This is a genomic window from uncultured Brevundimonas sp., assembly GCF_937863155.1.
Lineage (GTDB): Bacteria > Pseudomonadota > Alphaproteobacteria > Caulobacterales > Caulobacteraceae > Brevundimonas.
On record NZ_CALMFB010000036.1, the window covers coordinates 1 to 11,188 of the forward strand.

Here is an 11,188-nt window from a genome sequence, read left to right on the forward strand (position 1 = left end):
AACCTCAAAACAAGGCTTCGCTGAGGATCGTGGAAGACTACCACGTTGATAGGCCGGGTGTGGAAGTGCGGCGACGCATGAAGCTTACCGGTACTAATAATCCGATCGGTTTGATCGTTTCTCAGCAAAACTCATTCGATGATCGACCCTGACAGTCGATCGTCCGACAATGTCTTCACTATTTCTGTCTGTTCGGTTGACCTGGTGGCTATGTCGGAGGTTCCCCACCCGATCCCATTCCGAACTCGGTCGTTAAGCCCTCCAGAGCCGATGGTACTTCGTCTTAAGGCGCGGGAGAGTAGGTCGCCGCCGGGTCTACCCGACACACATAAATGACTTCTCGAACCTTCTTCCTTTACTCACCGCCTTGCCGCGGGATGGAGCAGCCCGGTAGCTCGTCAGGCTCATAACCTGAAGGTCGCAGGTTCAAATCCTGCTCCCGCACCCAAGATCAAAAATCCCGTCAGGTCCGCCTGGCGGGTTTTTTCATGTCGCAAATGTTCATGAAATGTTCTAGCCTCGACGTATGGCTGGTCTGTTCGCCTTCGATGAGGAAAGGGCGCGCTACGAAACTGTACGTCGCCGGCTGAGGGCTGATGCGGGGCCGATTGTCTGGGGCGATCGTCTGGATCCGCTCAGCCAGTTCATTCGCTCCAGCCTGGGCGCGCGCACCTATGACGCGGTGTCGTGGCGGGCTTTCTTCGCCCTGAAATCCGCTTTTCCCGATTGGGGCGCCATGGCCCAGGCCCGGCCTGAAGAGGTCCTGCGCCATATCGAGGATGTCACCTTCGCGGCGGACAAGGCCCGGCATCTGATCGCGGCTCTGCGCATGATCCGGGCCCGCCGGGGCGATCTGTCGCTGGAATTCCTGGCGGATTTTTCGGTGGAGGCGGCGCACGCCTGGCTGGAAGGCTTGCCGAACGCAGGCCCGAAAGTGGCCGCGGCCGTCCTGAACTTCAGCACGCTGAATCGGCGGTCTATGGTCATCGACACCCATGTCCTGCGTGTCGTGTCGCGGTATGGACTGGTCGCCGCCGACACCGATATTCCCTAGGCCTGGGCGACGATGATGGAGACCTTGCCGGGCGACTGGGCGGCGCAGGGTCTGGCCGAGGTTCATAGGCTGATGAAGCGGTTGAGCCAGACGCGATGCCGGCCGGTCGATCCCGACTGCCGCCGGTGTCCTCTCATGGAGGGTTGCGCCGCCAAGCGGAGCCTTTAGCGTTAACGGACGTTACTGGGCCTGATCCTCGCAGCCTTTCGGGAGCGTCCATGTCCCTTCGTCGCCTGACCGCCGCCGTCGCCGTGATGGCCCTGGCCGCCGCCTGCACCCAGCCCGAGGCCGAACAGCCGCCGCAACCGGTCGCGCCGTCGCCCGCGCCGCAGACGCCGCCCACGCCGCCGGTCGGCTATGCCTGCGAAAGCGGCCAGACGGTCGAGGTCCGCTATCCCGATGCGTCGACGGCCCAGGTGACCTACAAGGGCCAGAGCTACACCCTGCGCAGTGTGGTTTCCGCCAGCGGCGCCCGCTATGCCGGATCGGGACTGGAGTGGTGGTCCGCCGCGCGCGGCCCGCAGGAGACCGCGACCCTCAGCCGCCTGGGCCCGAACGAGGATGTCGGCGTGGCCGTGCTGGAGCGATGCAGCCGCCCGACACAGGCCACGGCCCCCGGTGAGCCGGCCCCGCAGCCCGGCCCGGCGACGCCCGGAGCGGCCACGCCGGCCTCGGCGCCCTGTCGCGGGCCGCAGCTGAAGCTGGCGGAAGAGGGTGGCGACGCCGGCGCGGGCAACCGCGTCAGCATCCTGTCGCTGCAGAATGTCGGAACCGCGCCGTGCAGCCTGACCGGCTATCCGGGCGTCGTGCTTCAGGATGCGCGCGGCCGCAATCTGACGACGGTCCGCACCGAACAGAACCCCGGCAGCTATTTCCGCAACGGCCAGGCGCCGACGCCGGTGGAACTGGCGCCCCAGGCCAAGGCCTATTTCGACATGGCCTGGAACGTCGTGCCGCATGAAGGCCAGGGCGAACGCACCTGTCCGGCGGCGGCGCGGGTGCGGGCGACCGCGCCGGGCGACACGGCGGGGATCAGCCTGAACAAGGCCTTCACCCCATGCGGGGGCCGCGTTCAGGTCAGCCCCGTGCGGCCGGTGGCCGAGCCGGACCGCCCGGCGCCGCAACCCGTCGCCCCGGCCGCGACGCCAGCGCGCACCTGATCGGCCCCGGCGCCGCTGGCGTCGGCCGCGGATTCGGCGTAGCGGAGCGCCCCATGACGCAAGCTTTTCACGACCGCATCGCCGCCGAACTGTCCGACATCGACGTTCAGGGTCTGACCAAGCCCGAACGCGTGATCGCCAGCCGCCAGGGCCCGGTGATCCGGGTCGGCGCGCGCGAGGTGCTGAACTTCTGCGCCAACAACTATCTGGGGTTGGCGGGCGACCAGCGGGTGACCCAGGCGGGCATCGCGGCTCAGGAGCGATGGGGCGCCGGCACGGCCTCGGTGCGCTTCATCTGCGGGACGCTGGAGATCCACAAGGATCTGGAAGCGGCCATCGCCGGCTATCTGGGCTTCGAGGACGCCATTCTGTTCGCCGCTGCCTTCGACGCCAATGGCGGCATCTTCGAGCCCCTGTTTGGGGCCGAGGACGCCATTGTGTCGGACAGCCTGAACCACGCCTCGATCATCGACGGGGTGCGGCTGTGCAAGGCCAAGCGCTATCGCTTCGCCAACTCGGACATGGATGACCTGGAGGCCCAGCTGAAACAGGCCCGAGCCGATGGCGCGCGCGACATCATCATCGCCACCGACGGCGCCTTCTCGATGGACGGCTATGTCGCCAAGCTGAAGGACATCCGGGCGCTGGCCGACAAGTATGACGCCCTGATCATGGTCGACGACTGTCATGCGACGGGCTTCATGGGACCGCAGGGGCGCGGCTCGTTCGCCCATCATGGGGTGACGGTCGACTTCGTCACCGGCACCTTCGGCAAGGCCCTGGGCGGGGCCATGGGCGGCTTCATCTGCGCGACACGGCCGGTCGTGGAACTGCTGAAACAGCGGGCGCGGCCCTATCTGTTCTCCAACGCCCTGTCGCCGGCGGTGTGCGGCTCCAGCCTGGAGGCCATCCGCATCGCGGCGGGGGCGGAAGGCGACGCCCTGCGGACCCAGCTGTTCGCCAACGCCGCCCGCTATCGTGCGGCCATGACTGAGGCGGGCTTCACCCTGCTGCCGGGCGAGCACCCGATCATCCCGGTCATGCTGGGCGACGCCAAGCTGGCCCAGGACATGGCCGCCCGGATGCTGGAGCTGGGCGTCTATGTGATCGGATTCTCCTTCCCCGTCGTGCCGCGCGGCCAGGCCCGCATCCGCACCCAGATGTCTGCGGCGCACACCTTCGAACAGATTGATCAGGTGGTGGAAGCGTTCAAAACCGCTGGACGCGAGCTGGGCGTGATCTGAGATGACACGCCAGGTAATCATCGACGGCCACAAAATCCGGTCGCTCGACGATGTGCATGACCTGATTGCTGAATTGCCCGATGTGCCCGAGTGGTATGGCCGCAATCTGGATGCCCTGACGGACGCCTTGGACACGATGATAGAGCAACCGGTCGAGGTGCGCGTGTTGAACGCCAGCGCGTTAAAGAAAAAGCTGGGGCGTCGCTATGAGGCCCTGATGGTGGCGTTGCGAGACGCCGTCGAGAATACAAAAAGTGAATCCGACCGTCCTGTTGTCACGCTCGTGATGGAAGGCCCGGACCCCATGCAGGAAGTAGTCTGATGACCGACACCATGAAGGCCCTGGCCAAGACCCAGCCTGCCGAAGGCCTCGAACTGATCGACGCCCCCATCCCCACGCCGGGCGACGAGGACGTGCTGATCCGGGTCAAGCGCACGGCCGTCTGCGGCACCGACATCCACATCTGGAACTGGGACGAATGGTCCCAGAAGAATGTGCCGGTCCCCATGATCACCGGCCACGAATTCGCCGGCGAGATCGTCGCCATCGGCAAGGACGTGGATCGCCGGCTGAAGGTCGGCCAGCGCGTGTCGGCCGAGGGGCACGTCATCGACCTGAACTCCGAGGCCGCCCGCGCCGGGCATTTCCATTTGGACCCCCACACCCGCGGCATCGGCGTGAACCGCCAGGGCGCCTTCGCCGAATATGTCGTGGCCCCGGCCTTCAACGTGATCGAGCTGCCGGACGACGTGCCCTATGAGATCGGGGCCATCCTGGACCCGTTCGGCAATGCGGTGCACACGGCCCAGCAGTTCGACCTGCTGGGTGAAGACGTGCTGGTCACCGGCGCCGGCCCCATCGGCATGATGGCCGCCGCCGTGGCGCGCCATGCGGGCGCGCGCACCGTGGTGCTGACCGACATCAACGACTTCCGCCTGGACCTGGCCCAGAAGGTGGCGCCGGGCGTGCGCACGGTGAACACCACCAAGGAAGACCTGAAGGACGTCATGCACGAGCTGGGCCTGAAGGTCGGCTTCGACGTGGCGCTGGAGATGTCGGGTTCGCCCATCGCCTTCAGACAGTGCGTCGACACCCTGATCATGGGCGGCGGCATGGCCATGCTGGGCATTCCCTCGAAGCCCATGGAGACCGACTGGGGCGCCATCATCCTGAAGGCCCTGACCATCAAGGGCGTCTATGGCCGCGAGATGTTCACCACCTGGCGCAAGATGCTGGGCCTGCTGAAGGCCGGTCTGGACCTGCAGCCGCTGATCACCCACCAGTATTCCTATGACCGGTTCCGCGAAGGCTTCGAGGTCATGAAGGCGGGCCAGTCGGGCAAGGTGGTGCTGGACTGGGACAAGGCGGCGTAACACGCCCCTCTCCTGTTGGGAGAGGGCTTGAGGCTCGCAGAGCGCAGCGATGCGTATAGCCGAAAGGGTGAGGGTCGGCTCTCATCCGTTTGGCGGTAGCCCCTCACCCTTTCGCGCAAGACCGATCGCCTGACGGCTCTCGGGCGCTCAAGCCCTCTCCCGACGGGAGAGGGTTCTGAGGAGTGCGGTCTCGAACCCCTTCGTCTCCGACCCCGGCAGGTCGCCGATGCGCCCGGCCTCGAACATCTCGAACACCGCCGGATGGACATAGGACGATCGGCACACGGTCGGGGTGTTGCCCAGCAGGCCCGCCACCGCCTTGACGCAGACGGTGATCTTCTTCTTCGCATCGGTGGGCGAGGTCGGCGCCTCGGCGTCCCGCAAAGCCCGCGCCGCCGAGACCGTGCCGGCCCAGGTGCGGAAGTCCTTGGCGGAGAAGTCGTCGCCGATGGCCTCGCGGATATAGGCGTTGACGTCGTCAGACGTGATCGGCCGCAACACCCCCTCGTCGTCGCGATATTTGAACAACTGCTGGCCCGGCAGGTCGCGCATGGCCCGCACCACCCGCGCCAGACGCCGGTCGCGCACCCTGACCTGATGCTCGACCCCGCTCTTGCCCTTGAAGGCGAAGGTCAGGGCGGCGCCGTCCACATCCAGGTGCCGCTTGTGCAGCGTCGTCAGCCCATAGGACCGGTTTGTCTTCGCATACTGCACATTGCCGACCCGGATCAGCGTCAGTTCCAGCAGGCGCACCGCCGTCGCCAGCGCCTTGTCGCGGGTGAAGCCGCGCCGCCCCAGGTCGGCCTCGACCCGCTCACGCAGCCGGGGCAGGGCGCGGGCGAAGTCGGCCAAGCGCTCGAACTTGGTCTCGGCCGCGTGGCGGCTCCAGTCGTCGTGATAGCGGTACTGTTTGCGCCCCTTCGCATCGCGCCCAGTCGCCTGGATATGGCCGTTGGCGCGCGGACAGATCCACACCTCGGTCCAGGCCGGGGGGATGACCAGGGCGCGGATGCGATCCAGCGTCTTCCTGTCCCGAACCGCCTTCCCGTCGCGGTCCCGATAGGCGAACCCTTGGCCCGAGCGGCGCCGGGTCAGGCCGGGGCTGTCGTCGCTGCACCAGGTCAGGCCCGGCGGCGCCGTCTCTGTCGCAAAGCCCGCCGATCCGTCCGCCATCGCCGCCCAACCCTTTGTCCGCACACGGCAACGAAAGGGGAGGGGCGCGGTTCCGCCGGTTTCGCTTGACCCCGGGCGCGGGGCGGGGGAGCAGACCCTTATGAACTATCGCCACAGCTTTCATGCCGGAAACTTCGCCGATCTGGTCAAGCACGCCCTGTTGCTGCGCCTGATCGCGGAACGGCAGGCGGCCGGGCCGCTGACGGTGTTCGACACCCATGCGGGGGCGGGGCTGTATGACCTGACCGGCGACGCGGCCCGGTCCAAGGAGGCCGAGGCCGGGGTGGCGCGGCTGATGGCGGCGGGCGGCGGCCTGCCCGCACCGATCCAGGCCCTGGCCGATCAGGTGGCGGCCCTGAACCCCGACGGCGGGGTGCGCTTCTATCCGGGCTCGCCCCTGCTGACGGCGCGGGCGCTGCGCCCCGGCGACGTCTATCGCGGGTTCGAACTGCGGGACGAGGTGAAGGCCTTGCTGGACGAGGCCCTGTCCGACTTCCCCGAGGCCACGGCTGAGGAGGGTGACGGCTATGACGCCCTGCCCACGGCGATGAACGGGGCGCGTGGTTCCCTGGTGCTGATCGACCCGCCGTTCGAGCGAGGCGACGACTATCACCGCGCGGCCGATGCGGCGATCGCGGCGCGGCGGGCCGATCCGGGGGGCGTGGTGGCCATCTGGACCCCGCTGAAGGACATGGAGACCTTCGACGGCTTCCTGCGGCGGCTGGCGCCGGCGGGGTCGGCGCTGGTGGCCGAGGCGCGGCTGCGGCCCCTGACCAATCCGATGAAGATGAACGGCTGCGCCATGGTGATGCTGAACGCCTCGCCCGCCATCGAGGCGGCGGCGAAAGATGTCTGCGCCTGGGTGGCCGAGACCCTGGGCGACACCGGGGCGCGGGCCGAGGTCTGGCGCACATGAGCCGCATCGCCATCCTGGAGACCGGCGCCCCGCCGTCGGCCCTGCAACCGCGTTTCGGCGACTATGGCGACATGTTCTACGCCCTGCTGGGCGACGGGTTCGTGACGCAGAGGTTCGACGTGGCGGCGGGTGCCCTGCCCGATGCGGCCGCGTTCGACGGCGCCATCCTGACCGGCTCGGCGGCCGGGGTGTATGAGGATCACGCCTGGCTGCCGCCCCTGTTCGACTGGATACGGGGGGCGAAGGGCAGGACGCGGCTGGTCGGCGTCTGTTTCGGCCACCAGGCCATGGCCCAGGCCCTGGGCGGGCGGGTCGAACAGTCGGATCGCGGCTGGGGCGTGGGTCTGCACGTCTATGAGGTCGTGTCGCCCGAACCGTGGATGCAGCCCGCCGCCCCCCGCATCGCCCTGCCGTGTTCGCATCAGGATCAGGTGGTGGAGAAGCCGCCCGAGGCGCGGGTCTGGCTGGCCAGCGGCTTCACGCCGTTCGCCGGTCTGGCCTGGGGGACCGACGCGATCTCGATCCAGCCGCACCCCGAGTTCGCCCCCGACTTCGCAGCCGCCCTGGCCGAGGGGCGGCGCGGGCGCATCGCGGATGCTGTGCTGGATCAGGCGCGGACCAGCCTGGAGGCGCCCAACGACCGCGCCATCGTCGGCGGCTGGATCAGACGCTTCCTGGGCGGCTGATCAGGGCCATTTCACCAACGGCGGCATGGAGCTGAGGATGGCCTCGACATTGCCGCCGGTCTTCAGGCCGAACATGGTGCCGCGGTCGTACAGCAGGTTGAACTCCACATAGCGGCCGCGCCGGACCAGCTGTTCCCCCCGCTCCTGCGCCGTCCACGGCTCGGCCATGCGCCGGGCGACGATGGGGACATAGGCGTCGATGAAGGCCTCGCCCACGTCGCGGGTGAAGGCGAAGTCGGCGTCATGATCGCCGCTGTCCAGATGGTCATAGAAGATGCCGCCGGTGCCGCGCGGCTCGTTGCGGTGAGGCAGGAAGAAATAGTCGTCGCACCAGGCCTTGAACCGCGCGTGATAGGCCGGGTCGTGGGCGTCGCAGGCGGCCTGCAGGGCGGCGTGGAAATCCACCGTGTCGGGATGGTCGGGGCGGCGGTCGGCGTCCAGCACCGGCGTCAGATCGGCCCCGCCGCCGAACCAGGACTTCGTGGTGGTGATGAAGCGGGTGTTCATGTGCACCGCCGGCACACGCGGGCTGACCGGATGGCAGATCAGGCTGATGCCGGTGGCGAAGAAGCGGGGATCGTCCGCCGCGCCGGGCACCGACCTGGCGTAGTCGGCCGGAAAGGCGCCGTGCACGGTCGAGCAATGCACCCCGACCTTTTCGAACAGGCGGCCGTGCATCAGGCCCATGACCCCGCCGCCGCCTTCGGGACGGGTCCAGGGCGTACGCACGAACCGGCCGGGTTCGCCGGTGAACAGGTCCGCCGGCGCCTGGTCCTCCAGCGCCTCGAAGGCGGCGTGGATGCGGTCGCGCAGAGTCTCGAACCACTGGCGGGCGGAGTCCTGGCGGGCGGTGATCGCGGCGGTGTCGGTCATGGCCGCTTATCAGCATATTCCGGCGGCCGGGGCCACGGCCCGCGTCGGGGGTTGCAAAGCCTGGCCCAAGCGGTCCCAATTGCCGCCTGTCGTTTTTACGGAGTCGATCATGATCCGCACCGCCCTGCTCGCCGCCGCCTCGGTTCTGGCCATGACCAGCGCCGCCCACGCCCAGGACGGAGAGGCGCGGGCGCGCGAGATCCTGCGCACCACGCCGCTGATCGATGGGCACAACGACCTGCCCTGGGCGCTGCGTCAGGACTTCGGCAATGATCCCTATCGGGTTGATCTGACGGCCAATCTGGATGAATCGACCAAGCTGCACACCGACATTCCGCGCCTGCGGGCCGGGGGCGTGGGCGCCCAGTTCTGGTCGGTCTATGTGCCGGCCACCCTGACCCCGCTGGAGGCCGCGCGGGCGACCTTCGAACAGGTCGATACGGTCAAGCGACTGGTCGCGGCCCACCCCGATGTGTTCGAGCTGGCGGTCACCGCCGACGATATCGACCGCATCCACGGCGACGGCCGCATCGCCAGCCTGATCGGCATCGAGGGCGGCTATTCCATCGCCGGGTCGATGGGGGTGCTGCGCGAATTCCACCGCGCCGGCGTGCGCTACATGACCCTGACCCACGGCCGCACGACCGACTGGGCCGACAGCGCCACCGATGCGCCCCAGCATGACGGCCTGACCGCTTTCGGCGAGGCGGTGGTGCGCGAGATGAACCGCATCGGCATGATGGTGGACCTGAGCCATGTGTCCGAGGCCAGCATGGTCGACGCCATGCGGGTGTCGGAGGCGCCGGTGATCTTTTCGCATTCCTCGGCGCGTGGGGTGACCGACCATCCGCGCAATGTGCCGGACGCGGTTCTGCGCCAGATGGCCGAAGACGGCGGCATCGTCATGGTCACCTTCGTGCCGGGCTTCATCAACGGGGCCGATGGCGACTGGGTGAAGGCCCTGATGGCCGAGGCGCAGAGGCTGGGCGTCTCGCCCGATGCGCCCAGCGCCGAACTGGACGCCTGGATCGCCGCCCATCCGCGTCCGGCCACGACGGTCGCGCATGTCGTCCAGCATATCCAGCATGTCCGCGATGTGGCCGGCGTCGATCATGTCGGCCTGGGCGGCGATTTCGACGGCGTCGGCCGCCTGCCCCAAGGGGTCGAGGGGGTGGACGCCTATCCGCGCATCCTGGCGGCCCTGATGGCCCAGGGGTGGTCCGAGGCCGACATCCGCAAGCTGGCGGGCGAGAACATGCTGCGTGTCATGCGTGCGGTCGAGGCGGTGGCGGCATCCAAGGCGGCCGAACGTCCCAGCCTGGAGCCTGCGCCCGCGGTTTAAGGCAGGGCGCCGGTCTGGTTCAGGGCCTGGTACAGCGCCAGGCCCGCGCTGACCGACAGATTCAGGCTGCGCGTCTCGGGCCGGATGGGGATGAAGACCCGCGCATCGGCGGCCGCATGGACGACATCGGGCGCCCCCGCGCTTTCGCGCCCGAACAACAGAGTATCGTCCGGCCGGAACTGGAAATCATCCAGCCGCTGCGCCGCCTTGGTCGTGAACAGCACCAGTCGGCCGGGGCCGCGTGCGGCCTGGAAGGCGTCCCAGTCCGCATGCCGGACCAGATGCGACAAGGGGCCGTAATCCAGCGCCGCCCGCTTCATCGCCCGGTCGTCGAAACGAAAGCCGGTCGGCTCGATCACATGCAATTCCACGCCGAAACAGGCGCTCAATCGGATACAGGCGCCGACGTTCTGAGGAATGTCCGGTTGAAAAAGGGCGAGACGCATTCTAAGGCCCTCATACGCGCGAGCTGGGGGCTTGTCGCGGCCTAATTGCGAGCGTTTCGCAAGTAGCATCCGCTGCTTACGTCAAAGCGCCTCAAGCTGGGCCGGGTCGGGTCTTCCGCCGTGAAAGGTTTCCTGCCGAGCAGCGTCCCCTTCAGGGATGCGACCGGCGATCTAGAGGTGAAACGTGACCGAATCGGTCGGGACGACACAGCACGGGGGCGACGACGCCACCCGTCGCGACTTCATCCACATCGCTGCGGGGGCTGCGGCCGCCGGCGCGGGCGTGATGGCGGCCTGGCCGCTGATCAACCAGATGAGCCCCGCCGCCGACACCCTGGCCATGGCGTCGATCGAGTTCGACGTGACCAAGGTCCAGGAAGGCCAGCAGGTCGTGATCAAATGGCAGGGCAAGCCGGTGTTCGTGCGCTATCGCACCGCCGCCGAGCTGGCCAAGGTCGAGGGCGAGGGCGCCGTGGGCAGCCCGCCGGAAACCGACGCCGCGCGCACCAAGACCGGCCACGAGAAATATCTGGTCGTCGTCGGTTCGTGCACCCACCTGGGTTGCGTGCCCACCTTCAACGCCGGCGACTACGGCGGCTGGTTCTGCCCGTGCCACGGTTCGCACTACGACGCCTCGGGTCGGATCCGCAAAGGCCCGGCGCCGCTGAACCTGGTGGTGCCGACCTATGACTTCGTGTCCGACACCCGCGTGAAGATCGGCTGAGGACGGACAAGAGACCCATGAGCGATCACGAATCCACCTACGTCCCCAAGACCGGCATCGAGAAGTGGCTGGACAGCCGTCTTCCGATCGTGCGCTTCGGCGCCGACTACATGTCGCTGCCGACCCCGAAGAACCTGAACTACTGGTGGACCTTCGGCGGCATCCTGGCCCTGTGCCTGGTCATCCAGATCGCCAC

At 68.0% G+C, this 11,188-nt stretch carries 12 protein-coding genes, 1 tRNA gene, 2 rRNA genes and 1 pseudogene; 13 read left to right on the plus strand and 3 right to left on the minus strand.

The window, feature by feature from the left end; all coding sequences use genetic code 11:
* From Q0581_RS05760 to tdh, 8 genes are all read left to right on the plus strand, one after another.
* Positions 1-118, plus strand: a 23S ribosomal RNA gene (locus Q0581_RS05760); the annotation flags it as partial.
* Positions 119-200: 82 nt separating this feature from the next.
* A 5S ribosomal RNA gene (gene rrf, locus Q0581_RS05765) occupies positions 201-315 on the plus strand.
* 56 nt (positions 316-371) lie between these two features.
* Positions 372-448, plus strand: a tRNA-Met gene (locus Q0581_RS05770).
* A 78-nt stretch (positions 449-526) separates the two neighbouring features.
* Entirely contained in the window at positions 527-1,054 is a 528-nt protein-coding gene (locus Q0581_RS05775; RefSeq protein WP_298698493.1) for a hypothetical protein, read from the plus strand.
* 218 nt (positions 1,055-1,272) lie between these two features.
* Positions 1,273-2,214 (plus strand): DUF4232 domain-containing protein, encoded by a 942-nt coding sequence (locus Q0581_RS05780; RefSeq protein ID WP_298698494.1) that lies wholly within the window; start codon positions 1,273-1,275, stop codon positions 2,212-2,214.
* A 53-nt stretch (positions 2,215-2,267) separates the two neighbouring features.
* Entirely contained in the window at positions 2,268-3,458 is a 1,191-nt protein-coding gene (locus Q0581_RS05785) for a glycine C-acetyltransferase (RefSeq protein WP_298698496.1), read from the plus strand.
* Position 3,459: 1 nt separating this feature from the next.
* A complete protein-coding gene (locus tag Q0581_RS05790) occupies positions 3,460-3,780 on the plus strand; it encodes a barstar family protein (RefSeq protein WP_298698498.1) in 321 nt (106 codons plus the stop codon).
* An 11-nt stretch (positions 3,781-3,791) separates the two neighbouring features.
* The gene (gene tdh / locus Q0581_RS05795) at positions 3,792-4,832 is read left to right on the plus strand and encodes an L-threonine 3-dehydrogenase (protein ID WP_349770618.1); all 1,041 of its coding nucleotides are present in this window, start codon (positions 3,792-3,794) and stop codon (positions 4,830-4,832) included.
* A gap of 147 nt (positions 4,833-4,979) precedes the next feature.
* Here the strand turns inward: tdh and Q0581_RS05800 are convergent, their stop codons facing one another.
* On the minus strand, positions 4,980-6,005 hold the full coding sequence (locus tag Q0581_RS05800) for a DNA topoisomerase IB (protein ID WP_298698502.1): 1,026 nt from the start codon (positions 6,003-6,005) through the stop codon (positions 4,980-4,982).
* Between the two features lie 100 nt (positions 6,006-6,105).
* Here Q0581_RS05800 and rlmJ point away from each other — a divergent pair, with 100 nt between their 5' ends.
* Positions 6,106-6,921 carry a 23S rRNA (adenine(2030)-N(6))-methyltransferase RlmJ gene (rlmJ, locus tag Q0581_RS05805; protein WP_298698504.1) on the plus strand — a complete coding sequence of 272 codons (816 nt, stop codon included), beginning with the start codon at positions 6,106-6,108 and terminating at the stop codon, positions 6,919-6,921.
* A complete protein-coding gene (locus Q0581_RS05810; RefSeq protein WP_298698507.1) occupies positions 6,918-7,607 on the plus strand; it encodes a type 1 glutamine amidotransferase in 690 nt (229 codons plus the stop codon). The genes rlmJ and Q0581_RS05810 overlap by 4 nt, the downstream gene beginning before the upstream one ends.
* On the opposite strand, the gene hemF is transcribed toward Q0581_RS05810, so the two are convergent.
* Positions 7,608-8,480, minus strand: coding sequence for an oxygen-dependent coproporphyrinogen oxidase (gene hemF / locus Q0581_RS05815; RefSeq protein WP_298698510.1), 873 nt, complete (start codon positions 8,478-8,480; stop codon positions 7,608-7,610).
* Between the two features lie 109 nt (positions 8,481-8,589).
* Here hemF and Q0581_RS05820 point away from each other — a divergent pair, with 109 nt between their 5' ends.
* A complete protein-coding gene (locus tag Q0581_RS05820) occupies positions 8,590-9,822 on the plus strand; it encodes a dipeptidase (protein ID WP_298698512.1) in 1,233 nt (410 codons plus the stop codon).
* Here the strand turns inward: Q0581_RS05820 and Q0581_RS05825 are convergent.
* Complete coding sequence (locus Q0581_RS05825; protein WP_298698515.1) at positions 9,819-10,268, minus strand: tRNA (cytidine(34)-2'-O)-methyltransferase; 450 nt, start codon at positions 10,266-10,268, stop codon at positions 9,819-9,821. The genes Q0581_RS05820 and Q0581_RS05825 overlap by 4 nt on opposite strands.
* 184 nt (positions 10,269-10,452) lie before the next feature.
* Between Q0581_RS05825 and petA the strand changes: the two genes are divergently transcribed.
* Positions 10,453-10,992, plus strand: coding sequence for a ubiquinol-cytochrome c reductase iron-sulfur subunit (petA, locus tag Q0581_RS05830; RefSeq protein ID WP_298698518.1), 540 nt, complete (start codon positions 10,453-10,455; stop codon positions 10,990-10,992).
* Positions 10,993-11,009: 17 nt separating this feature from the next.
* A pseudogene (locus Q0581_RS05835) lies at positions 11,010-11,188 on the plus strand (cytochrome b/b6); the annotation flags it as partial.

What these genes read in the sequence shown, in the direction of transcription:
- Q0581_RS05810 (WP_298698507.1), top strand. Translation starts at nt 6,918, where the DNA reads ATGAGCCGCATCGCCATCCTGGAGACCGGCGCCCCGCCGTCGGCCCTG.
- Q0581_RS05775 (WP_298698493.1), top strand. Translation starts at nt 527, where the DNA reads ATGGCTGGTCTGTTCGCCTTCGATGAGGAAAGGGCGCGCTACGAAACT.
- Q0581_RS05800 (WP_298698502.1), bottom strand. Translation starts at nt 6,005, where the DNA reads ATGGCGGACGGATCGGCGGGCTTTGCGACAGAGACGGCGCCGCCGGGC.
- tdh (WP_349770618.1), top strand. Translation starts at nt 3,792, where the DNA reads ATGAAGGCCCTGGCCAAGACCCAGCCTGCCGAAGGCCTCGAACTGATC.
- Q0581_RS05825 (WP_298698515.1), bottom strand. Translation starts at nt 10,268, where the DNA reads ATGCGTCTCGCCCTTTTTCAACCGGACATTCCTCAGAACGTCGGCGCC.
- Q0581_RS05790 (WP_298698498.1), top strand. Translation starts at nt 3,460, where the DNA reads ATGACACGCCAGGTAATCATCGACGGCCACAAAATCCGGTCGCTCGAC.
- Q0581_RS05780 (WP_298698494.1), top strand. Translation starts at nt 1,273, where the DNA reads ATGTCCCTTCGTCGCCTGACCGCCGCCGTCGCCGTGATGGCCCTGGCC.
- hemF (WP_298698510.1), bottom strand. Translation starts at nt 8,480, where the DNA reads ATGACCGACACCGCCGCGATCACCGCCCGCCAGGACTCCGCCCGCCAG.
- Q0581_RS05820 (WP_298698512.1), top strand. Translation starts at nt 8,590, where the DNA reads ATGATCCGCACCGCCCTGCTCGCCGCCGCCTCGGTTCTGGCCATGACC.
- rlmJ (WP_298698504.1), top strand. Translation starts at nt 6,106, where the DNA reads ATGAACTATCGCCACAGCTTTCATGCCGGAAACTTCGCCGATCTGGTC.
- Q0581_RS05785 (WP_298698496.1), top strand. Translation starts at nt 2,268, where the DNA reads ATGACGCAAGCTTTTCACGACCGCATCGCCGCCGAACTGTCCGACATC.